Source organism: Microcoleus sp. ARI1-B5, assembly GCF_036705795.1.
Taxonomy (GTDB): domain Bacteria; phylum Cyanobacteriota; class Cyanobacteriia; order Cyanobacteriales; family Microcoleaceae; genus Microcoleus.
On sequence record NZ_JAUBVK010000039.1, the window covers coordinates 11,879 to 33,286 of the forward strand.

Sequence of the window (21,408 nt, forward strand, 5' to 3'; positions counted from 1 at the left end):
AGAACCCATTTGGGATCTATTCATTCGGCAACCGTTTGAGCATCAGCCTGATGAAACACAAATTGAGTATCGCAGTGGCATGGGTGAGAGTCTGCTCAAAGTTCTTGACCAAACTCCTACAGCGTTCCATCCAAGCGTTTGACCGTTCAATCACAAGCGCGAGTTGCGACCGCGACAAATCCAGCTTTCCCCTCTAGCGCCACTTTTTCGGCTTTCGTTGGTTTCGATGCCAGTTGAAACCGGATTTCGGTCATATATCTGGGGATAGAGTTTTTGCTTTCTCTGCGATGATCTTATGCGGGTGATACCCGTTGCCCTTGCAGAATGGTAATCTTTGGAATATTGACGGGCCCAACTGTGGGAAAGTAATCGAGGTTGTGACTCAACATTTCCATCTAGCTACAGTCAGTCGATTTTCCATTTTTCGATTTAACATTTACTCCACAGAGGAATCTGGGAGCTTGAACCTTAGTCTAAAATTTTTATCTCTCCACGGCTCCTGTCGGAAAGCAAGTATCGGTTTTTGGGCGGGGTCATTGGACAGACTGGCTTTTGTGCAATGGATAAAAAACGGCAAGCTGACTGGTATTAACGGCGAGATGTTGTTTGATGCAAGGAGTGCATTTGTAATGGCAGAAGCCTTTAGACTCGACACTCGCAAATTGCACGTATTTTTCACCGCTACACCGAGCTATTAGAGGAATTCTAGCCGTTTGTTAATCAACTTTACGCTGTGAGGTAATGAAGGGAGATCGGGGAGCCAAGAAGAAACCCACGAGACTAGCGAAGAGAATCGGTGTAAAAGTGCTGAATCCTGTCAACTTGGCGAGTAGCAGAGTTGTACTAATTGGAGTTCGAGTAACTGTTGAATTCAGAGCAGCCATTACACAAATCATTGCCAAAGTCTCGTTGGATGCGGGATTAATGATAGCGATTGCCTTTCCTAAACAGGCTCCTATAAAAAATAGTGGGATGATAATCCCCCCCCGCCAGCCTCCATTTACGGTCGTACTAATGGCAAACACTTTAGCAATAACTAAAGTTAAGACAAATCCCAAAGAAAAGTTTCCCTCAACAATTTTTTCAATTTGATGTTCACCAAAGAAACGAGTGAGCGGAAATAAAGCTGATAAAACGCCTAGTCCTAGCCCAGCTAAAGTAGTTCGCACATAGATTGGACTGGGTATCGAATCAAACAAGCGACCAACACTGCGAAATACAGCAATAAAAAGCCACCCCATAATCGCCCCTACGATTCCATAAGCAATCGCTGCGGCAAAGTCATAAAGGCTGTCCACATTGTATTGAGGAAAATGCCAGGTAGGACCAATTCCTAGCTGGGTAATTGCTACAAAGATGGTGTAACTTGCACAACTTGCCACGACCGCAGGCAAGATTGCTTCAAAATACTCCACAACATTCTGATGATGCAGGATTTCTAAAGCAAAAAAAGTACCACCCAATGGAGCGCCGAACAAAACTGTAAAACCAGATGCCATGCCAGCAATACTCAAAGTTCGTAGTGCCTCTCCACGCAATTGAAAGCGATCGGCCAACCACGTACCAATTGAACCTGTTACTTGCACCATTGGTGCTTCTGGACCAGCACTGCCTCCACTTGCAATACTGATTAGCGACGACAGAATCATCGAAGGATTCTCGTTCATTGGTAACCGCCCACCATTGAGATGAATATTGTCAATAATCAACCCTATTTCGCCAGGATTTCCCAGCCAATGAATGAGCAAACCGATTAGCAAACCCGCAAGCGGCATGATGATTAGTAGAGAAACTCCACTAAAATATTCAAATCCCACCATCAGGTAAGACAAAAATATCCAATAAGTTGCAGCAAACAAACCACAAATGATTCCTAGCATTGCCCATAGGAATACCGAACGTGTGAGATTTACTGGGTTTCGTTTCATTGTTTATTCCTTGTCAATAACTACGCAGTTAGGAAGTGTTAAAAAACTATTTTGTGTAATGGTATACAACTTCTGTTGTCTGCATATTAACCTACCAAGCCCACACTTGCTTTGGAGTGTAGATCCGGGCTATCGAATGCGAAGAGAGCAATCGCAGTCTAACAAGGGCTGGCAACGGAACTGAGGCATAGGTTATCAGTGGTGTAGCCACCGTGCAACGCCGTCCGCTGAAGCCCCCGCCGTTAGACCGCTTCATCTCTTGGTGGTGTCAATAGCTTAAAGAACCCATTTGGGCTCTCTGATGACGAGCTAAGATCAGAAATAAATCGCATGAGGAGAGCAACTTAACCGACAAAGAGTGATAACTCCGCAGCGCCATTGCTGCCCCACAAGAAGAAGACTAGACCACCTCTGGAGACAAAACGACAAATTGTGGACGGTATCTTCTATCAACTCAAGAATGTATGAGCGCGATCGAGCGTCCCGCTCGCACTCGGGTATAATTCCGATATCACGGGATTTGATATTACAAAGGACTAAAGTCCTTACTACAAACCTGTGCAAATCGATCGACTAAAAGCCTAATTTTTCTAACACGGGCTTAGTTGAAACAATATGTCGATCGAGTCCTAGTTTTTTCGGCTCCACACCCAAAGCCAAAGCCACCAATTGCGGCAGATGCAGCACCGGCAAACCCAATTTGCGCCCGATGACTTTTTCCACCTCCGGCTGCCGCGAATCCAAATTTAAATGACAAAGCGGACAAGGCGTTACCATACAATCAGCTCCGTTGTCAAGAGCATCTTGAATATGTTTGCCTGCCATCTGAAAAGATTGGTTAGTGGCATAACTCGCCAACGGCCAGCCGCAGCACTGCGTCCGTCCTCGATAGTAAACCGGAGTTGCCCCGATCGCCCGAAATACATTTTCCATCGATTCCGGTTGGTGCGGGTCATCGTAAAGCAGCTTATCCTGAGCTCGCAGCAAATAGCACCCGTAAAAAGACGCGCACTTCAAGCCCGAAAGCTTGCGGGTGACTCGCTTGTGCACTTCCTCCAGGCCGTAATCTGCAACGATCGCCCACAACAGATGTTTCACCTCGGTAGTGCCTTGATAAGGCGAACAACCTTGTTTTTCCAGCAAACCGTTGACTTTTTCTACGTAAGGTCGATCGGTCTTCTGAGATTGCTTGAGGCGATCGTCCACATGACCGATTACCCCTTGACAAGTGCTGCAATGCGTGAGCAAAGGCAGATTCAGTTGCTCGGCCAAAGCAATATTGCGGGCGTTAACAGTATCTTCCAGCAACTGCGAATCTTCCTTGAAAGTACCAGAACCGCAGCAGGAAGCTTTTTTGAGTTCCACCAGTTCAATCCCCAACGCCTGAGTCAGCGCCATTGTAGACAGGTAAAGTTCGCGGGCCGCCCCTTGGGCAACGCAACCGGGAAAGTAAGCATATCTGAGAGTTTGGGATGGCATAGTCGTTTCTGCTGGGGACACAACGGTCGGGACAATGAACAAGAGCGATCGAATTCCCTCTCCATAATTACCGTATCACCGCCTAGCTAGCGGTCAATTATCACCTTTTCTCAAGGATTTTGACACCAGTTTCAAAACAAAACGCAACTGTAGGAAAACTTAAAACCCATATCCAGTGAGCAATTCCCATCTCAAATCTCAAATCTCAAATCTCAAATGGCCTGAGGATCGCCCGCGCCCCAATAACCGCGGCCCCGTGTCACTTAGAAAAGCGGCCAGCCTTTTTCTTGCAGATCCCCCTTTCGGATAAGATTAGATACGCAGCAACCAATGAGGACACGATGTTATGAGTCAAGACGACATTTTTGCTAGAGTCAAAAAAATTGTGGCAGATCAACTCGAAGTCGATCCGAGCGAAGTCAAGCCCGAAGCCAACTTTGCTAACGATTTAGGAGCAGATTCCCTAGATACAGTAGAGCTGGTCATGGCATTGGAAGAAGAGTTTGATATTGAAATTCCCGACGAAGCCGCCGAAGCAATTACCACGGTTCAAGCTTCTGTAGATTTCATCAGCAGCAAACTTGCAGCTCCAAAAGCATAAAATACCTGTCTTTTCCCCTAAGAGGAGAGAACTTAGAAAACTGGCAACTCCTCTTTTGTTCTGCGTTCTGGGTGTTTAATTTTTTGAAACTGAAATCATGACAAATTTAGAGCGTAAGCGCGTTGTTATCACGGGTCTCGGCGCGATTACACCGATCGGCAATACCTTGTCCGAGTATTGGGACGGGTTGCTTGCCGGGAAGAATGGTATAGGCCCGATCACCTTATTCGACCCGTCGCGGCACGACTGCCGCTTTGCCGCAGAGGTGAAGGGTTACGACCCGCACGACTATTTAGAGCGGAAGGAAGCAAAGCGGATGGATCGCTTTGCTCAATTTGGGGTGTCAGCGAGCAAACAAGCTCTTGCTGATGCGAAGTTTGAGATTAACGACCTGAACGCAGAACAGGTGGGTGTCATTCTTGGCACTGGCATTGGCGGGCTGAAGGTTTTGGAAGACCAGCAAGAGATATATCTGACTCGCGGTCCCGATCGGTGCAGTCCGTTTATGATTCCCATGATGATTGCGAATATGGCCGCGGGCCTGACGGCGATTCACACGGGCGCTAAGGGGCCGAACTCTTGCACGGTGACGGCCTGCGCTGCCGGGTCAAATGCCGTGGGCGATGCCTTTCGTCTAGTTCAGGGAGGTTACGCGCAAGCGATGATTTGCGGGGGTACCGAAGCGGCGGTGACGCCTTTGTGCGTGGCGGGTTTTGCTGCGGCGAGGGCGCTTTCGACTCGCAACGATGACCCGACTCATGCTAGCCGTCCGTTCGATCGCGATCGCGACGGTTTTGTAGTCGGTGAAGGCGCTGGCATTCTGATTCTAGAAGAAATGGAACACGCGATCGCGCGCGGCGCGCGGATTTACGCAGAAATCGTCGGCTACGGTTCAACTTGCGATGCGTATCACATGACATCCCCAGTACCGGGGGGCGAGGGTGCGTCGCGGGCGATCGCTTTAGCGCTGAAGGATGCGGGTTTGACGCCGGATATGGTGAGCTATATCAACGCTCACGGCACGAGCACGCTTCCTAACGATTCTACGGAAACGAAGGCGATTAAAAAGGTTTTGGGCGAAAGCGCTTACAAAGTAGCAATTAGTTCTACCAAGTCGATGACCGGTCATCTTTTGGGCGGTTCTGGGGGAATTGAGGCGGTGGCGGCGGTAATGTCGATCGCCAACGACAAAATCCCGCCGACAATCAATCTGGAAAATCCCGATCCCGAGTGCGATTTGGACTATGTGCCGCATACAAGTCGCGATCTAAAAGTTGATGTGGCGCTGTCGAATTCCTTTGGATTTGGCGGCCACAACGTGACACTGGCATTCAAAAAGTTTGTTCCGTAACGGAAAATCCGAAAGTAGCAAGTTAGAAGGTGAAAAATAATTTTTTTACCTTCTAATTTTTTAGATAAATTTTAGATTGGGCGATCGGCTAATCGGCTATTAGCTGTACGTGTAAATTTTAAACTATTGTAGGCTAGGCATGAGGCCGGCCCTAACTTCTAATTTGTTGGCATTGGCGGATACGAGCGAGATTACTGCTGAGCAAATACTGCAAATCAAAGCTATTGTCGATCGCTATAGCCCTTGAGAAGGGCAGGGCTGTTTCATTCTCGCAAAAACGAGGGTTTTGGGGTAGTGCCGGGCCGTGCCTACCCCGCCCACCGATGAAGCAGTCGGTCATTTCAGAGTCCGGGGCTCTTCAGGGGGCCACAAGGCCCCTAGGTCGAATGAAACAGCGCTGCTCGCGAGTTCTTAAGCTCGCACTGCACTCGGAAAAATATTATTATGATGTCATATAATTGCTTGGCAACAGAATTTATGGCAATATGTTTAACTGTCCGGTGTGCGGTACCCAATACACAGAAGAAAAAGCAAAGTTTTGCTCGATTTGCGGCTGGGATTTGACTCCCTACCCGCAGCGTGCCAAACTTTCCAAAACTTATTTAAAACAAGAACAAGTTAGATTGCAGTGGGCAAAACAAATGTGGGAATCGGCCTGCAACCAACAAAATTGGTCAGCCAGATTTGACGAGTTGCAACAGGAATTGCAGCAAGGTGCGATCGCCCGCGCGTACCTGCAATCTCAGTTAGAATGGGTTCTGTACCGCCTCGAACAACTAAACCCCGAATTCATTAGCAGCACTTTACTGCGACTAGAAGAGAAAATCGGCGCCTTACCTGACAAAACTCCGGCTATCTCAGAAGTGGGGATGGATTACCGGCAACTGACAAAGCTGTTAGAAACCGAAAAATGGCGCAAAGCAGACGAACACACTTGGGAAATCTTGCTGAAAATTGCTGTCAGAGAAGACGAAGGCTGGCTGAGTGCAGCCGATATTGACAGCTTTCCTCCTACAGACCTTCGCACGATCGACCAACTTTGGCAACAACACAGCAGCGGGCGGTTCGGGTTGAGCGTGCAGCAGCAGATTTGGGAAAGTACCGGGAGGAAATATACTGAATTGTGCGATCGAGTCGGCTGGCGAGTCAAGGAAAATTGGAAATATTACAGCGAACTCTCATGGGGCGAAAATGCTCCCCCCGGACACCTCCCCGTCACCGCATGGAGACAGCGCGCCTGTTACGGTGCCGGTAAACTCACCGCAGCAGAAAACTTTGCCCGCATCGCTGCGAAACTTGCAGCTTGCGGTGGCTAACCATCCAAAATAAAAAATTCAAAATCGACAGCGAGCTGCTATAATCAAAACGGTTCAGCAACTGGGGCTGTGGCTCAGATGGATAGAGCAAGCGCCTCCTGAAGAATCGGGCACCCTGCGAGGAAACTCTGGGAGTGAATGTGGTCAAACTCAAGGAAGCCTAAGTCTGACGGCAGATACGGTAATCTTGAGCCAAGCTTTATCTGAATTTTGCGATCGAAGTTTAGGTAAAGAAGGTGCAGAGACTGGCTTTAGGAAGTAAAAACCATAAAACATCCTAAACATACGGCCACCACCTAAAGGCTGCAAGCCTACGGTGAAGGAATAGTCCGGAGAGTGGGGAAACTCACACAAATCTGAAGCGCTAGGTCGCCGGTTCGAACCCGGCCAGTCCCGTTAAAAATCAAGAACAATTAAAAGCAGAAGGGTAAACCTTAATTTTTGTCCTTCTGCTTTGCATATCCGCTAACCTGTTCGCCCGCACGCGGATACTTGATTGAATACAAGAGTCGTGAAGCATAAAAAATTTATAGCTGAGTTCGATGCCCAAATAAGCTGTATATTCAATTCTTTAATCTAAAATCGCCAAAATAAGCTGTATATTCAATTCTTTAATCTAAAATCTAAAATCTAAAATGCCTAGCCCCTTGTTTAAATTTTAATTTTTAATTCCTGTTAGTGGGTTATACGTGCGGTATTTTTTGTTATGGTTCCTTTGTCAGCTACATAAAGTTTTTATAGGTTTAGATGTGGTTAAGAATCAATTTAAACAAGCGGCGTTACCAGCGTTTGAGGACTTCACCCAATTTTTGGTTCCTAGTAGGGCTTTTGATGACCTGTTGGTTTGGCTATCAGCAGCTTAAGAGCGAATTTCAGAGACCCCAAGCTGTGTTAGTTCTAGGTGGGGCTACGGAGCGAGAGGTGTTTGCCGCCAAATTTGCTCGATCGCACCCTCAATTGCCGATTTGGGTGTCTTCTGGAAGCAATCCGGAGTTCGCGGAATGGGTCTTTTCAGAAGCGGGTATTAAGTCCGATCGCCTGCACTTAGACTACAGAGCAGTGGATACGGTAACAAATTTTACCACCCTGGTAGATGAATTGAAAGCTAGAGGAATTGAGAGCGTGTATCTGATCACTTCTGACGATCATATGCGGCGAGCTCAGATTATCGGCGAAATCGTGCTCGGCAGTCGAGGGATTAGTTTTAAACCTGTAGCAGTTCCGTCTGGGCGAACCCCCGAACCGGTGCAAAAAGCTCTTCGCGACGGCGCTAGAGCCATTCTTTGGCTGACAACCGGTTATACGGGTGCTAACTTCAGCCAAGCCAGGATTGAATAAACAAAGTCCGAGGGAAGTCGGAAGAAGTCCGAGGGAAGTCGGAAGAAGTCCGAGGGAAGTCGGAACAAAAGCTCATATCTGTGGAATTAAGAACTTCCTAAACGTCGGGCGCGGTTGCGATCGAATCCTTTTCCCTTCACCCCGGTTTTAAAACTTGTATTTGATAGCGATTTCACAAACCGCGAAGACGCTGATGACAAATCCGTCAGAGAAGAAGATTAGTAGTTTAAAATCTGTAGGTGAACTTCAAGAGCGCAAGTTAATGACAAAGCAAATTCTGCCGCAAGTTCTGGAGGAAATTTTGAGTGACAGCAAGACTGCGGATGCTGTTTTTTCGGCTTTGGTGCCGGCTTTAGGCGAGGTGTTAAATTGCGATCGCGTCTTTCTCTACCTCCGCAATCCTGAAACCCAAATAGGCAAAGTACCTTACTGCTGGCGTCGCAACTCGAACTATCCCGAAGTTAAGGACGCGGAGTGGAAAAAAGAACCGGAATCTTTAGGGGAAGAAGACCCTTTGTTTGCGGCAGCTTTGCGAACTGAACCGTCGATTTTTGTGGAGGATGTTGAAACAGCAAATCCTGAAGTTGTCAACAAAGATTTTGAGGCAAAAGAGTTCGGACATCGAGCTTTGATTCACGCTCATCTTTCTGCGGAGGGCTTGTTGTGGGGGGTTTTGCAGCCTTGTATTTTCGATAGCCCCAGAGTTTGGACTGATTTTGACCGCCAAGTTATCGCAGCAGTTACAGAAAAAATTTCGCCGATTGCTGTTGCTTTTGTTAGGGGCGATCGCACAACCGCCATAAAATAGGTTTGTAGTGAGGACTTTAGTCCTAAGAAAAGAAGGACTGAAGTCCTGACTGCGAACCTGCCCTAAAATAGGTTTGTAGTGAGGACTTTACTCCTTATAAAAGAGAGGACTGAAGTCCTGACTGCGAACCTGCACAAATTTCACAAAAACATCCTCCAAGCTGCATCAGCGGCCCAAATCGTGCATCGCATTAATCTCAGTTGCACATCTTTGAGTCAGCGCTTCCAACTCCTCGCGATCCGACGAACCGGGCGTCTCAATTAGCTTGCCAATTCGCACCGTCAGCGGCACCGGACGCGGCACTGCCGAACCTTTCGACGAAATCGCGTGAGTTCCCCACAAACTAACCGGCAACAGCGGCGCTTTTGCCTTAGCAGCTATCAGCGCAGCCCCTAATTTCGGTTCAGTAATTCGGCCGTCTGGCGTCCGAGTTCCCTGCAAAAATACACCCGTCGCCCATCCATTTTCCAAAGAATTGATAGCCGATCGAATTGCACTGCGATCGGCACTTTCCCGCTTCACTGGATAAGCGCCGTAAAGCGTAATTGCGTGTTTCAAAATAGGAACTTTAAATAACTCTTCCTTCGCCATGAATGCCACCGGCCGCCTCATGCAATTAGACAAAATCGGCGGATCGAAATCGCTGGCGTGATTGCTGACTACCACCACCGGCCCTTCTGCTGGAACATTTTCTGCACCGTAGATGCGGCCGCGAAAATAAAGGTGCAGCATCGGGCTGACAATTGACCACTTGAATAAATAGTAAAGAAGTAAACTCTCGACTGGTTCGCGACTTTTGCTCACGGAAAAACCTTAGATTTTAAATTACATCGAATTTTAGCCGATCGGCTCAGCTCTTAAAAATTAACATAGTTCGGGATGCACTCCGACCCAAGAAACCGGGTTTTTTACCGATATTAAAGGCTATAAACCACTATTTTCGTCCATCAACCCGGTTTCTGCCTTGAGGACTGTTCAAATAGAGGCGAAAATTCCCGCACCCACACACCCGCGCGAGTTTAGGGCTAACTAAGTCAAGTTAATTTCCGGCCAGCATCGCTTTTTTTCCTTCATCGGAAGTCGCGTAGCCCAAGAAATCCTTAACCGCTTGGGTGGGGGGATTTTTGTAAGCGTAGTACAACTGCCGCTGGTAGGGATAGTTGGGGGCTTCCGGCATCGCGCCGTCTACGGGTACAACCCGCACAGTTGTCTGATTTACTACTTGAGCAAAAGTAGCATAGCCGATGCCGTTGTTGCCTAAAGCTTGTAGCAAGGGAGTTGTCGCATCTCGATCGAGCGTAGTAAAATTCGGCCCCGTACCAAAACTACCACCTCCGAGAACTTGTTCTTTAAAAGTTTGGTGAGTACCGCTAACTGCGGGTCTGTTAATGACCTTAATCGGGCCTGCCGGGCCGCCGACTTTTGACCAGTCTTGAGCAGTTCCCTTGAAGATATCTTGAACTTGAGCCGAAGTTAAACCTCCCTGAAACGGGTTGTTAGTGCCGACTACGAGGGCAACTCTATCTAAAGCAACGGCCACTGCTGCCAAACCCTTAGCTTGCTCTTCAGGCTTCAAAGCGGTCGATACCGCAGCAATATCGGCTGTTCCCGCCACCAAATCCTGAATTCCCTTTGCAGAACCATTTGCTTTGGCATCGACTGTAGTGCCGGGAAACTTGGCTTGAAAGCCGTTCTTGAGGTTGAGATTGATTGTCACCATGCTGGTAGAACCGTCAATTCTCACCGCCGTGCCCGCAGGTACGGAAGTCGGCAGCGCAAAGGAACTAGGCGCAACAGGCGACGCTGAGCCACCTGCGGCGGGCGCGACTGGAAGCGGGTTGGAACTGCCACCGCCTGCGGGTGTTGGGGGAGTGGGGGAATTGTTAGCATCCTGTGCCGCTGGTTTATTTAGAAAAAACCAGCCGCCGCCGGCGAGCAAGAGAAATAACAAGATAAAAACTATGGGGGGAGGCCCGCTCTTAGCCATAAAATTCTCCTTAGTTAGGAAGTTCTTTGTTGTTGGAGCCGTCTAACATTTGCAGCCTGCGATTAACTTCATCGTCTAGGGTCATGTTTTCTAACTCGGCTTGAAGTCTTTCTTGCGGGTTTTCTGATAGTTCTGCTAAGGCTTGCTGCTCGATGTTGCGGCGCCCGACGGCGTTTTTGGCTTGCTCGAATTGCGATCGGGCTGAATCGATGCTAAGGTCGTTGTTGACTTTGGATATGGCTCCGAGGGCTTCGTTAATTTCTGCCATGTCTTTCATATTTTGCATATCCGTTTTGTAGGCTTCCAGCTTCGTGCGCTCTCGATTTAGCTTGTCTTTGGAAGCGTTGACGTAGAGTTCGGCTTGTTTGACTTGCGCTTCTAACTGCGGCAGAATTTGTTCTGTCTGAATTACTTTCGACATTGCCAAGCGGGCTGCTTCTTCGTTGCCGTTGCGCTGGGCTGCGATGGCTTGGCGCTCTACGGTTTGCATTTCCCTAACTTTTTCTTCATATTTGGTTTTGGCGCGCTGGTAGGCTGCAACTTGGGTGGAGACTGCTGCTGCTAGCTTTTGCACGGATTCTTGCATCGATCGCAGCGACTCTTCCGCGACAGCGACTGACACTTGACCGCCCGATTCTACAGGCAGTCCCCACATCCAGTTCCACGCGCCTACGATGGTTCTGCCAGCTTTTTCGCCCATCAGCCAGTAAATAGCTTTTTTCATATTAAGTACCGGATTAGCTTGATTTTTATTCTTAGTCTAAACCAGTATTTGCCGATCGCCCTCAGGGGCGATCGATATCTGCGCTAGTCCTGATTGGTCTTGGACGCACGAGTGCCTAGAAACCGGGTTTTTTTACAAAAATACTGCATCTAAACCTTTAATAAGGGTAAAAAACCCGGTTTCGAGGAGTCTTGATGAGTAAGTCCTCTACATTTTCGATCGACATTTTCGAGCCGTCTGGATCGTCTCTGGCAATTTGCACAACAGGCAATATTTGGAATTGCCTGTTGTGCGCATTTTTGGGCAATCTTCCAGCCTGCCATTGAATAGCAGGTTAACAATAGATTAAGCCGGCAAATCTGCAAAACTGCTAACATTTACCAGCGCTAAATCCGGACAAGTCCGTTTGATCAAACCTGTGAGAACTTTGCCGGGGCCAATTTCCACTACGCGATCGATTCCTTGTTGCGGCAGTTGCAGGGAGATTTCTCGCCAGCGCACGCCTTTAGTCATTTGCTGAGTCAAGCGCTGCTTTAAAGTAGCTGCGCTAGTAGTCGCTGTCGGTTCTGCGTTCGAGAGCACCAGCATTTTAGCATCGGAAAACCTTGCAGACTTTAGGGCTAGTTGAAACTCTGCCGCCACTGATGCCATCAGGGGAGAGTGAAATGCGCCGGAAACATTCAATTTAACGGCGCGTTTGACTTTAATTTTTGCCAGCAAATCTTCTACAGCAGCAGGCGTTCCAGAAATCACGACTTGTGCTTCGCTGTTGTCGTTGGCCAGCACCACGTCTCGGCTGTATTGAATTTGCAGTTCTAGTTCCTGCCTGTCGAACCCGATCAAAGCCACCATTTGCCCGCCGGATGCGGTGTCCATGAGTTCGGCGCGGCGTTTGACTAAGCGCAATCCCGTTTCAAAGTCAAAGACGCCTGCTGCGTACAGGGCAACGTATTCTCCTAAACTGTGACCTGCAACTACTGCTGGCCGATCGCTCTTTTCTCGCACTAAGTCTGCCAAAATGCTTTCTATTACGAACAAGCAAGGCTGAGTGTAGAGAGTCCGAGATAGTTTTGCTTCTTCTTTTTGGCAAACTTCCGGGACAGACCAGCCTAAAATTTCTTTGGCCAGCTCAAATTTGGCTTTGGCTGTTGGCAAGTTTAATAAGTCTGCACCCATCCCGATCGCCTGGGAACCTTGTCCGGGAAATACCCATGCTGTTTTAGTCATTTTTCCGGTAATCTGCTAATTGGTGGTTGCTAAGAAAGTGATTGCAAAAATTCTTTGTTTCCCGCTATCTTTGTTCGCTGGCTGGTATCCGCTATCTTTCGGTTCACGAACTATCTACTCGCGACTCACAATTATAACATATAACTGCGCTTTTTACGAGGTTTATATTTTTTTTTGCTACTTTAATTCAGATCGATCGCCGTAGCACAATTTTCAACCTTCTAGCCGGGGAAAGTCGATCGAAAAATAGAGGATTTTCAATTGCAGCACACTCTTGTCCAGAATTCCTGTCGAAGGATGCACGGCTTGGTGCAGGCTTTACCCTATGCTATGACCTGTGTATGGCGTGTTAAAAGATTTTTGTTTTTTAATGGTCGCACGCCCGATGTCAGCAGGGCAAGTTTATAGCCAAATATTGTACCAGTTCCCTAAAATCATGAAACTGCTAGCCTGCGCTTCCAACCCATAGTTCATCAGTGATTCCCCAATCTAAAATCTAAAATCTAAAATCTAAAATCGCATTATCTTCCCCATTGAAAAATCGCCGCCCCCCAAGTCAAACCAGCACCAAAACCTGCGGCAGCAATAGTATCGCCCGCTTTAACTTTACCCATACGCACGGCTTCGTCTAAGGCAAGGGGAATTGAAGCCGCTGAGGTATTGCCGTAATTTGCCAAATTGCTGATTACTTTTTCCGGGGGAATCTTGAGCCTTTGGGCAACTGCATCGAGAATCCGCTGATTGGCTTGGTGCAACAGCAGCCAGTCAATTTCTGCGGCGCTGATATTTGCCCGAAACATAGCTTTTTCTATGACTTCGGGCACTTTTTTCACGGCAAAACGATAGATTTCTTGACCGTTCATGGTGATGGGATGAAATCCACCTTGTGCGATATTCACGCCCTCAATTAATTCTTTTGACTCGGCTTTGTAAGCCAAATTGAGAGACGAATTTTGCGTGCCGTCGCTGCGAATTTCAAATCCCAAAAAGCGATCGACTTCTGAGGCCTGCAATACCACCGCACCTGCACCGTCTCCAAATAGAATGCAAGTACCGCGATCCGACCAATTCACCCAGCGAGATAAAATATCTGCTCCGATCAGCAAAACATTGTGATAAACGCCTGTCCGAATAAACTGCGAGGCTGTAACTAAACCAAAAACAAAGCCCGAACAAGCTGCTGTCAGATCGAAAGCCACAGCTTTTGTCGCGCCTAACTGATATTGAATTTTACTGGCACTGCCAAACAAATCGTCAGGGCTGGATGTGGCCAAAATAATCAAATCGATATCTGTCGGCGAAATTTCTGCCATTTCCATCGCCTTTCGGGATGCTTCGGATGCCAAATCGCACAAAGAAGTGCGATCGTCCGCCAGCCTGCGCGATCGAATGCCCGTCCGCGCCCCAATCCACTCGTCATTCGTTTCTACTATCTGACTCAAACCGTTATTATCTAGCGAAACCTGCGGTGTACAAGAACCGCTACCCGTGACGGCAATGCCGAACCCTGATTGCTGCAACATTCCTCTCCATTTGTGAGCGATCGGTCGAGAAATTAAAAATTAAAAACTTCAAATTCAAATTCTTTTTTAAACTGCTGACCTTACTTTTTTCTCAAGCAAAACAGTTGGTTTAAACTGACATTTTTAATTTGACATTCTTAATTTTTAATTCCTGCTTACTAGAAAGAATTGGTTTAAAGCCCCAGCCCCTAGCGGGAGAAATTAAAAGAAGACTATTTATTACTCCAATCCTCGGACTTCCAGGTAGAGGTCGCCCTCAAGCAGTCAACTATCAACTGTCAACCTGTATGCTGTCAACTGTCACAGGTCACAGGTCAACTGTTTGCTGTCACAGGTCAACTGTCACAGGTCACAGGTCAACTGTTGAAAGCTTCTTGTTCCAGAGCGCTTTCGCGATTGGACGATCGAATTCGATCGAGCACTTGGTTGTCAATAGCCTCTTTGGCCAAACGAATGGCATTAAAAATCGAGGCAGCTTGAGACGAACCGTGGCTGATAATGCAAACTCCAGCAACCCCCAACAGCAAACCGCCGCCGTGTTCAACGTGGTCTACCCGCTGCTTGAACCCTTTGAGGCTTTCTTGCAGGAGGGGAGCGCTAATTTGATTTTTGAGTCCGGCCGCCAATTCTTCCTTAAGCACTTGCACCACGACTTCGCCCACGGCTTCGGCAAACTTCAACAACACGTTGCCGACAAACCCGTCGCAGACAATCACGTCGAAGTTCCCCGACAGCACGTCGCGGCCTTCGGCATTGCCGACAAAAGGAATGTTCGGGTTGTCCACCAGTAACTGGTGGGTGCGCACCGCCGCGTCGTTGCCTTTAGAAGGTTCTTCGCCAATGTTGAGCAGGCCGATTTTTGGTTCGGCGACGCCCAGCACGCACTGGCTGTAAATAGTTCCCATAAGAGCGAACTGCTCCAAAAATTTGGGGCGGCAGTCCACATTAGCGCCGACATCGAGTATGAGTACAGAGGTGCCCGGTACCATTGTCGGCAAAACTGCACCGATCGCGGGGCGATCGATTCCAGGGAGGCGCCCCAACCTCAGCAGAGCCGCAGCCATTGCCGCGCCGGAGTGACCGGCGGACACCACGGCATCAGCTTGCTGCTGCTTCACCAAGTTCATCGCTACGTTAATCGAAGCCTTGGGCTTGCGTTTGAGGGCACTTAAAGGTTCTTCGTGCATTTCCACCGTTCCTTCTGAAGGAACGATTTCTAGCTGACCTGTAGAGACGCGGCCGATCGCGTCTTGAAGACGTAGCGAGTCTTCTATTTGCTGCGGGTCGCCCACCAGCAAAATCTCTACGCCTAATTCTTCTTGTGCCTTAAGCGCTCCAGCTACAACTTCGGCGGGGGCGTGATCCCCACCCATAGCGTCTATTGCAATTCTTGCGCGTGTCGATCCCATTGACCAATGTTTGAGAAACACTAAAAATTCTACCAGGAAGTCAGGAGCCTGAATCCATTCGTCTGAATAAATAACTGAAATCTGCTCGCGCCCGATCGGACAATTGTCATGGACGACTGACTACTCTGATAGAGTTTGTCCTACTTTACTATTTTTGACGGCAAATTGAAAAACTCAATGGAATAGTTTACATGACTGGGCCCAAAAACGGAGACAAGCCCTGGACTTAAGTGGTGGAGAGCCCTAAATTTTAGACTTTTGTTCAATCTCCCAGATTCATCTGTGGACTAAATCGAAAATCTAAAATCGAAAATCTAAAATCGACTGACTTTAGGAGTAAAAATGCTGGATTTATTTAGCTCGGGACTCGTGTCTCTGTGGCTGGACATGGCTGGGGTAGGCACTGTCGCGCCTAATGCTGCGTCAGTGCTGGCTTGGCGGGGAGGGATACCCGGGTTAGTGGTGGCCGAAGATTTGGCTTTTGGGGGAATAAATGCGGCAAATCCAGACTTGCCCGCTGCTGCGGCCGTGGAGGAATATTTAAAAGATTTGAAGGAGAAGCATCTGATTGAGGGAAATCAGGGAGTTTGGGTGCAAGCGGGAATGGTGCCCCTGGTAAGTCAGCAGGGAACGGTGCTGATGCCTGGGGCTTCGCTGACTAAAATTGCGACTTCTCTGGCCTCGCTGGAGACTTGGGGCGCTACTTATCAGTTTGAAACGCGCTTGAGGGGAACGGGGCCGATTAGGAATGGGGTGTTGCAGGGGGATTTGGTGGTCAGCGGCGGGGGCGATCCGCTGTTTGTGTGGGAGGAGGCGATCGCCGTGGGCAATGCTCTCAATCAAATGGGTATCGATCGCGTGGCCGGCAATTTGGTCGTAACTGGCAATTTCCGCATGAATTACCAGTCCGATCCTTTGGCTGCGGGGGAGGGTCTGCGGCAGGCTCTCGATGGGCGCAGTTGGCCATCTGACGTGCTGGCAATGTATTCTAAGATGGCTCCGGGAACCAGAAAGCCGCAAGTAACGATCGCCGGCAGCGTGATTGCTGAAAAATTTGTGAGTTCGGGGCATTTGCTGTTGAAGCGCCGATCGCTGCCTTTAGCAGAAATTCTCAAGCAGATGAACGTCCACAGCGATAATGAAATCGCTCAGATGCTGGCCGACAATTTGGGCGGGGCCCAAATTGTTCAGCAGCAAGCGACTTGGGCGGCGGGGGTGCCGGCGGCGGAACTTCAATTAATTAACGGTTCGGGATTGGGAGTCGAAAATAGGATGTCTCCGAGGGCGGCTTGCGGGATGATGCAGGCGATCGCGCGCAACCTTCAGACTACTGGGCTGACGGTTGCTGACTTGTTTCCGGTGTCCGGGCGCGATAAAGGAACTGTGGAACACCGGCACATTCCGCCGTCGGCTGTGGTGAAAACCGGTACTTTGGACACGGTGATTGCTTTGGCTGGAGCGATACCCACGCGCGATCGGGGTTTAGTTTGGTTTGCAATTATCAATCGCGGCACCGATTGGGACTCTTTGAGAGCGCAGCAAGATATATTTTTGCAAAAATTGGTGCAGCAGTGGGGAACTGCACCGGCCTTACCCCTAGCAATTACACCGCACATTGACGGCGCTAGACCGGCCTTGGGGGCAGCAAATCGCAGCGATATTTTGCTGGGAGGTTAAGAAATAAGGGTTCAGTTGAGGTTCGCCGAAAGACGACTGACATAATAGCTTAGAATTGGAACAAGACTATTCTGCAAGAAGATGATCAAACTGCGATTGAAGAGATACGGGAAAAAACGCGAGACCAGCTACCGGATTGTAGCGATGAACAGCTCTACCCGCCGCGACGGCCGTCCCCTAGAAGAGCTCGGCTTTTACAACCCCAGAAATAACGAAACCAGGCTGGATGTTCCAGCGATTGTCAAGCGCCTGCAACAAGGCGCTCAGCCAACTGACACCGTGCGTGACATCCTGAGAAAAGCCAATGTATTTGAACAAGTCGGAGCCGGAGCTAACGTTGAATCCAGCACAACAGCAGTCAGCTAGTCCCAACTATTCTGGACTGGTTAAGTTTTTAATTGGGCCTTTTTTAGAGTCGCCCGGGTCTTTGCGGGTTGATTGCGAACTGCACCCGCGCCAATCGCGGGTCTGGGTTCGGCTAGCTTTTGAAGATCCCGATAAAGGGCGGGTTTACGGTAGGGGCGGACGCAATATTCAGGCAATTAGAACTACCCTGGAAGCGGTGGCGCAAACGGCGGGTCAGTCGCTCTACTTAGATATATACGATGGCGAAGCGGGCGATCGCGGCGGCGGGCCGCCTAGGGGCGATCGCCCCGATCGGGATCGCCCGGATCGAGACCGCCCAGATCGCGGGTCGCGCGAGCCGCGAGGCGACTTCCGACCCCGGACTGGGCCTCCGTCGCCGAGTCCCTTAGCTAGCAGAACTCCGAGAGAACAACCTCGCCGTACTAACACACCTACGTTTAGAACGAGCCGAAATACTCCCGGTTATTAAATGCTCTGCTGACTAACAATTTTAGATTTTAGATTGCCTGTTGTAGACTTTGTATTACAAGCCCAGTTTGATTTGAGAAAGGCCGGTTTTGCGATCGGACAAAAATTTTCTATCTCAAATCTCAGTGGGATGAGGTAAATCTAAAATCTAAAATCTAAAATCTAAAATCTAAAGTGGCCTGACTTCATAGAAGGGAGATTTGATTTGTGCCTCAAGCACCAAACTCATTTGCTAGTTAAACATAAAAGACGCCTTAGATACTAGGTAAAAAGCTAGTACCGGGCGTTTTTTTGTTCGCAAAACAGAGCTGATTTAACGGTTAATTGTTAACTTTTAATTGCTGATTTGGAGGAGCTCATGCTGGCATGACTGAAAAACTAACAATAGAGTTACCGAGCACTGAAAGCGCCATGTCGCTGGCAGGCAATCACGAACAAAACCTGAAAACGATCTCTAAGCAAACCGGCGCTAACTTGGTGATGCGAGGTCAAGAGCTGCTGATTTCCGGCACAAAAACTCAAGTAGAATTGTGTCATAAATTAGTGCGATCGCTCTCCGACTATTGGAAATCCGGCAAAACCATCACCGCAGTTGAAATCCAGACGGCGCGCTACGCATTGGATACCAACCGCCAAGAAGATTTGCAAGACTTGCAGCGAGACGTACTCGCCAAAACGCGCCGCGGCGAAGAAATTAGAGCCAAAACCTTCAAGCAGCGACAGTACGTCCAAGCAGTACGCACCCACGACTTGACATTTTGCATCGGCCCCGCCGGTACAGGCAAAACATTTCTAGCAGCTATTTTCGCCGTGCAAGCGCTGTTAAGCAAACAGTACGAACGGCTGATTTTAACCAGGCCAGCCGTAGAAGCTGGGGAAAAATTAGGATTTTTGCCGGGAGATTTGCAGCAAAAAGTCGATCCCTATTTGCGCCCGCTTTACGACGCCCTCCAAGAAATAATCGACCCCGAAAAAATGGCCGATTTAATGGAAAGAGGCTTGATCGAAGTAGCTCCTTTAGCTTATATGCGGGGGCGCACTCTCAGCAATGCTTTCGTAATTTTGGACGAAGCTCAAAATACAACTCCTGCTCAGATGAAAATGGTGTTGACTCGTCTGGGCTTTCGATCGAAAATGGTAGTGACGGGCGATATCACTCAAACAGATTTGCCACCAAACCAACAGTCGGGATTGTCAGTTGCCCAAAACATTCTCGGCAACGTTGAGGGTATTGCCTTCTGCGAATTCAATCAGTCGGATGTGGTGAGACACCCGTTAGTGCAGCGGATTGTCGCTGCTTACGAACTGCACGAAAAATAGTCATTAGTCAGTTGACAGTTGACCTGGGACAGTTGACAGTTGACAGCTTGCCCCCCGAGCGAAGTCGAAGGGTTGACAGTTGTCATTGGAAGCAATTACCAATTACCAATTCCCAATTACCAATTCCCAATTACCAATTCCCAATTCCCAAATTATGCCTAACCTGAAAGAATTCTTAGAAGCTTGCGAAAAATTGGGAACGCTGCGTTTAATCGTGACTAGCAGCGCCGCTGTGCTGGAAGTGCGCGGTTCAATTCACAAGCTGTTTTATGCGGAGTTGCCGAAAGGGAAATATGCAAATATGCACGCCGAAATATTTGAGTTTCACCTGAATATGGACAAAATCAAACAGGTGAAATTCGAGACGGGCGAGGCGAAAAGAGGCAATTTTACAACTTATGCAATTCGTTTCCTCGACGAGCAAAATGAGGCTGCTTTGAGCGCGTTTTTGCAGTGGGGAAAACCGGGGGAATACGAACCGGGACAGGTGGAAAATTGGCACGAATTAAAGGAAAAATACGGGGAGGTTTGGGAACCTGTACCTGTTGAGGAGATTTAAAGCTAACAAACAATAAAAAAGGTTCGATCGTTCGGAATGCAAGTCCGCATTCATGAAGGACTGAAGTCCGAAGGATCGAACAATAAAAAAGGTTTGTAGTGAGGACTTGAGTCCGCATTCATGAAGGACTGAAGTCCGAAGGATCGAACCTTGTTGAGAGAAAGAGAAAGTTAGGTGTTTGAATGTAATTTGTTATGAATGTAATTTGGGGTTTTTGTCTGGTTTTGGCGGTGTTGCTGTGGGGTGGCGGTGCGAGGGCGGGAGTTTTGGGAGATCGCATTTCCAGTTTTCCCGATTGGAACAGCAAGCCTCCTATCGCTGTAGCTAAGGGAGATTTGGTGTATCCAGACTGGATGGTCGGCAATTGGAATGTTGCGAGCACTTTGGTGGATTTAGCCGCTCCTTTAGCCCCAAATATTGTCACGCCCGGGTTTGAAAGCAACCGCCAGTATTTGCAGCAGCCGGTATTGTTTAAAGTGCGATTTCAACCGGAAAAAAATATTGGCTTAATTTCTAATTATACATCTAAAATGCCTAAAAAGATTGTAGCCGATCGCACTTTTAACGGTTTGAACATTGCCAAAGCTTATTTGGGCGAGGGTGGCGTACTGTCGGTGAAAGTCGATCCGAACAATCCCAACCGCCAGATTACCATTCTCAAAGGATCTCGCCAACTAATTTCGATTGTTACCAGTCGCGGCACTGAAACGCCGAATCCTCTGGAGTTTGTGTCTGCAGAGATTTCTCAGCAGGTGTTTCGGGGAGAGACTGATATTTATTTAAACGAAGTGGAAACAACCACGGCTTATCGAGTGTTTGGAAACGGGAAAAATGGCGGTTCTGCGAGTAAAAAAATTGAAGCCGATCAGGTGACAGCGATTTATTTGTCACCGCAAGACCCGGATTATTTTGCTGCTGGGGGGCATCCTGTGGCTTTGTACCGATATCGGTTGGAGTTATTGCCGGGAGAATAAGGTGAACTACCACACACCAATCGCTACGCAATATCGCGCGAGGCTTCCCTCTTCTTGGGCAACCGCCAAAGACAGTAGTAGACTTACGCCCATAGTGTTTTGGTCTTACATTGCCTCGCCCGGGCAGTAACGCTGGTTCCCAACGCCAATATCCGTAAGCCTTCATGGATGATGTTGATTGTCGCATTAATATCTCGGTCGTGCCGCTTCCGACAATGGGGACAATTAAATTCAAGGACAGACAGATCCCTTTTTGGCAACGACAGTAATGTATCAGAACACAGATGCGATAATAAAACAGATACAAAGAGTAAGGTGCGCACTGCCCGAAAGACGCGAGTTAATTGTATCGC

At 48.5% G+C, this 21,408-nt stretch carries 21 protein-coding genes; 12 read left to right on the forward strand and 9 right to left on the reverse strand.

The window, feature by feature from the left end:
* The first annotated feature begins 554 nt into the window (after nucleotides 1-554).
* The gene (locus QUB63_RS31330) at nucleotides 555-698 is read left to right on the forward strand and encodes a hypothetical protein (RefSeq protein ID WP_332949276.1); all 144 of its coding nucleotides are present in this window, start codon (nucleotides 555-557) and stop codon (nucleotides 696-698) included.
* A gap of 18 nt (nucleotides 699-716) precedes the next feature.
* Here the strand turns inward: QUB63_RS31330 and QUB63_RS31335 are convergent, their stop codons facing one another.
* Both QUB63_RS31335 and QUB63_RS31340 read right to left on the reverse strand, forming a co-directional pair.
* Entirely contained in the window at nucleotides 717-1,928 is a 1,212-nt protein-coding gene (locus QUB63_RS31335) for a chloride channel protein (protein WP_332949277.1), read from the reverse strand.
* A gap of 573 nt (nucleotides 1,929-2,501) precedes the next feature.
* A complete protein-coding gene (locus tag QUB63_RS31340) occupies nucleotides 2,502-3,407 on the reverse strand; it encodes a CoB--CoM heterodisulfide reductase iron-sulfur subunit B family protein (RefSeq protein ID WP_332949278.1) in 906 nt (301 codons plus the stop codon).
* 346 nt (nucleotides 3,408-3,753) lie between these two features.
* Here QUB63_RS31340 and acpP point away from each other — a divergent pair, with 346 nt between their 5' ends.
* The 5 genes from acpP to QUB63_RS31365 all read left to right on the forward strand — a co-directional run bounded on the left by acpP (nucleotide 3,754) and on the right by QUB63_RS31365 (nucleotide 8,821).
* Complete coding sequence (acpP, locus tag QUB63_RS31345; RefSeq protein WP_194068168.1) at nucleotides 3,754-4,008, forward strand: acyl carrier protein; 255 nt, start codon at nucleotides 3,754-3,756, stop codon at nucleotides 4,006-4,008.
* Between the two features lie 97 nt (nucleotides 4,009-4,105).
* A complete protein-coding gene (gene fabF, locus QUB63_RS31350) occupies nucleotides 4,106-5,359 on the forward strand; it encodes a beta-ketoacyl-ACP synthase II (RefSeq protein ID WP_332949279.1) in 1,254 nt (417 codons plus the stop codon).
* Between the two features lie 458 nt (nucleotides 5,360-5,817).
* Nucleotides 5,818-6,675 carry a GUN4 domain-containing protein gene (locus tag QUB63_RS31355; RefSeq protein WP_332949280.1) on the forward strand — a complete coding sequence of 286 codons (858 nt, stop codon included), beginning with the start codon at nucleotides 5,818-5,820 and terminating at the stop codon, nucleotides 6,673-6,675.
* 747 nt (nucleotides 6,676-7,422) lie between these two features.
* Entirely contained in the window at nucleotides 7,423-8,013 is a 591-nt protein-coding gene (locus QUB63_RS31360) for a YdcF family protein (protein WP_332949282.1), read from the forward strand.
* A gap of 193 nt (nucleotides 8,014-8,206) precedes the next feature.
* On the forward strand, nucleotides 8,207-8,821 hold the full coding sequence (locus QUB63_RS31365; RefSeq protein WP_332949283.1) for a GAF domain-containing protein: 615 nt from the start codon (nucleotides 8,207-8,209) through the stop codon (nucleotides 8,819-8,821).
* A 165-nt stretch (nucleotides 8,822-8,986) separates the two neighbouring features.
* On the opposite strand, the gene QUB63_RS31370 is transcribed toward QUB63_RS31365, so the two are convergent.
* The 6 genes from QUB63_RS31370 to plsX form a co-directional block, all read right to left on the reverse strand.
* A complete protein-coding gene (locus QUB63_RS31370) occupies nucleotides 8,987-9,625 on the reverse strand; it encodes a lysophospholipid acyltransferase family protein (protein ID WP_332949285.1) in 639 nt (212 codons plus the stop codon).
* Nucleotides 9,626-9,860: 235 nt separating this feature from the next.
* Nucleotides 9,861-10,808, reverse strand: a complete 948-nt coding sequence (locus QUB63_RS31375) for a phosphate ABC transporter substrate-binding protein (protein ID WP_332949286.1) — start codon at nucleotides 10,806-10,808, stop codon at nucleotides 9,861-9,863.
* Nucleotides 10,809-10,818: 10 nt separating this feature from the next.
* On the reverse strand, nucleotides 10,819-11,532 hold the full coding sequence (locus QUB63_RS31380; RefSeq protein WP_332949287.1) for a PspA/IM30 family protein: 714 nt from the start codon (nucleotides 11,530-11,532) through the stop codon (nucleotides 10,819-10,821).
* 345 nt (nucleotides 11,533-11,877) lie between these two features.
* Complete coding sequence (gene fabD, locus QUB63_RS31385) at nucleotides 11,878-12,759, reverse strand: ACP S-malonyltransferase (protein WP_332949288.1); 882 nt, start codon at nucleotides 12,757-12,759, stop codon at nucleotides 11,878-11,880.
* Between the two features lie 521 nt (nucleotides 12,760-13,280).
* Nucleotides 13,281-14,282, reverse strand: coding sequence for a beta-ketoacyl-ACP synthase 3 (locus tag QUB63_RS31390; protein ID WP_332949289.1), 1,002 nt, complete (start codon nucleotides 14,280-14,282; stop codon nucleotides 13,281-13,283).
* Nucleotides 14,283-14,638: 356 nt separating this feature from the next.
* On the reverse strand, nucleotides 14,639-15,691 hold the full coding sequence (plsX, locus tag QUB63_RS31395; protein ID WP_332949291.1) for a phosphate acyltransferase PlsX: 1,053 nt from the start codon (nucleotides 15,689-15,691) through the stop codon (nucleotides 14,639-14,641).
* A gap of 342 nt (nucleotides 15,692-16,033) precedes the next feature.
* Between plsX and QUB63_RS31400 the strand changes: the two genes are divergently transcribed.
* From QUB63_RS31400 to QUB63_RS31425, 6 genes are all read left to right on the forward strand, one after another.
* Nucleotides 16,034-17,368 carry a D-alanyl-D-alanine carboxypeptidase gene (locus QUB63_RS31400; protein WP_332949292.1) on the forward strand — a complete coding sequence of 445 codons (1,335 nt, stop codon included), beginning with the start codon at nucleotides 16,034-16,036 and terminating at the stop codon, nucleotides 17,366-17,368.
* An 81-nt stretch (nucleotides 17,369-17,449) separates the two neighbouring features.
* Nucleotides 17,450-17,734 carry a 30S ribosomal protein S16 gene (gene rpsP / locus QUB63_RS31405; protein WP_194063619.1) on the forward strand — a complete coding sequence of 95 codons (285 nt, stop codon included), beginning with the start codon at nucleotides 17,450-17,452 and terminating at the stop codon, nucleotides 17,732-17,734.
* A complete protein-coding gene (locus QUB63_RS31410) occupies nucleotides 17,706-18,203 on the forward strand; it encodes a KH domain-containing protein (RefSeq protein WP_332949293.1) in 498 nt (165 codons plus the stop codon). Before rpsP ends, QUB63_RS31410 begins: the two co-directional genes overlap by 29 nt.
* Nucleotides 18,204-18,568: 365 nt before the next feature.
* On the forward strand, nucleotides 18,569-19,522 hold the full coding sequence (locus QUB63_RS31415) for a PhoH family protein (protein WP_332949294.1): 954 nt from the start codon (nucleotides 18,569-18,571) through the stop codon (nucleotides 19,520-19,522).
* Between the two features lie 154 nt (nucleotides 19,523-19,676).
* Entirely contained in the window at nucleotides 19,677-20,081 is a 405-nt protein-coding gene (locus tag QUB63_RS31420; RefSeq protein ID WP_332949319.1) for a ChuX/HutX family heme-like substrate-binding protein, read from the forward strand.
* A 194-nt stretch (nucleotides 20,082-20,275) separates the two neighbouring features.
* The gene (locus QUB63_RS31425) at nucleotides 20,276-21,055 is read left to right on the forward strand and encodes a DUF6816 family protein (RefSeq protein ID WP_332949295.1); all 780 of its coding nucleotides are present in this window, start codon (nucleotides 20,276-20,278) and stop codon (nucleotides 21,053-21,055) included.
* Nucleotides 21,056-21,138: 83 nt separating this feature from the next.
* On the opposite strand, the gene QUB63_RS31430 is transcribed toward QUB63_RS31425, so the two are convergent.
* Nucleotides 21,139-21,378, reverse strand: coding sequence for a zinc ribbon domain-containing protein (locus tag QUB63_RS31430; protein ID WP_332949296.1), 240 nt, complete (start codon nucleotides 21,376-21,378; stop codon nucleotides 21,139-21,141).
* Between the last annotated feature and the right edge of the window lie 30 nt (nucleotides 21,379-21,408).

Coding starts and splice junctions, on each gene's coding strand:
- QUB63_RS31335 (WP_332949277.1), bottom strand. CDS start 1,928: ATGAAACGAAACCCAGTAAATCTCACACGTTCGGTATTCCTATGGGCA.
- QUB63_RS31340 (WP_332949278.1), bottom strand. CDS start 3,407: ATGCCATCCCAAACTCTCAGATATGCTTACTTTCCCGGTTGCGTTGCC.
- acpP (WP_194068168.1), top strand. CDS start 3,754: ATGAGTCAAGACGACATTTTTGCTAGAGTCAAAAAAATTGTGGCAGAT.
- fabF (WP_332949279.1), top strand. CDS start 4,106: ATGACAAATTTAGAGCGTAAGCGCGTTGTTATCACGGGTCTCGGCGCG.
- QUB63_RS31360 (WP_332949282.1), top strand. CDS start 7,423: ATGTGGTTAAGAATCAATTTAAACAAGCGGCGTTACCAGCGTTTGAGG.
- QUB63_RS31365 (WP_332949283.1), top strand. CDS start 8,207: ATGACAAATCCGTCAGAGAAGAAGATTAGTAGTTTAAAATCTGTAGGT.
- QUB63_RS31375 (WP_332949286.1), bottom strand. CDS start 10,808: ATGGCTAAGAGCGGGCCTCCCCCCATAGTTTTTATCTTGTTATTTCTC.
- QUB63_RS31380 (WP_332949287.1), bottom strand. CDS start 11,532: ATGAAAAAAGCTATTTACTGGCTGATGGGCGAAAAAGCTGGCAGAACC.
- fabD (WP_332949288.1), bottom strand. CDS start 12,759: ATGACTAAAACAGCATGGGTATTTCCCGGACAAGGTTCCCAGGCGATC.
- QUB63_RS31390 (WP_332949289.1), bottom strand. CDS start 14,282: ATGTTGCAGCAATCAGGGTTCGGCATTGCCGTCACGGGTAGCGGTTCT.
- plsX (WP_332949291.1), bottom strand. CDS start 15,691: ATGGGATCGACACGCGCAAGAATTGCAATAGACGCTATGGGTGGGGAT.
- QUB63_RS31400 (WP_332949292.1), top strand. CDS start 16,034: ATGCTGGATTTATTTAGCTCGGGACTCGTGTCTCTGTGGCTGGACATG.
- rpsP (WP_194063619.1), top strand. CDS start 17,450: ATGATCAAACTGCGATTGAAGAGATACGGGAAAAAACGCGAGACCAGC.
- QUB63_RS31415 (WP_332949294.1), top strand. CDS start 18,569: ATGACTGAAAAACTAACAATAGAGTTACCGAGCACTGAAAGCGCCATG.
- QUB63_RS31420 (WP_332949319.1), top strand. CDS start 19,677: ATGCCTAACCTGAAAGAATTCTTAGAAGCTTGCGAAAAATTGGGAACG.
- QUB63_RS31425 (WP_332949295.1), top strand. CDS start 20,276: ATGAATGTAATTTGGGGTTTTTGTCTGGTTTTGGCGGTGTTGCTGTGG.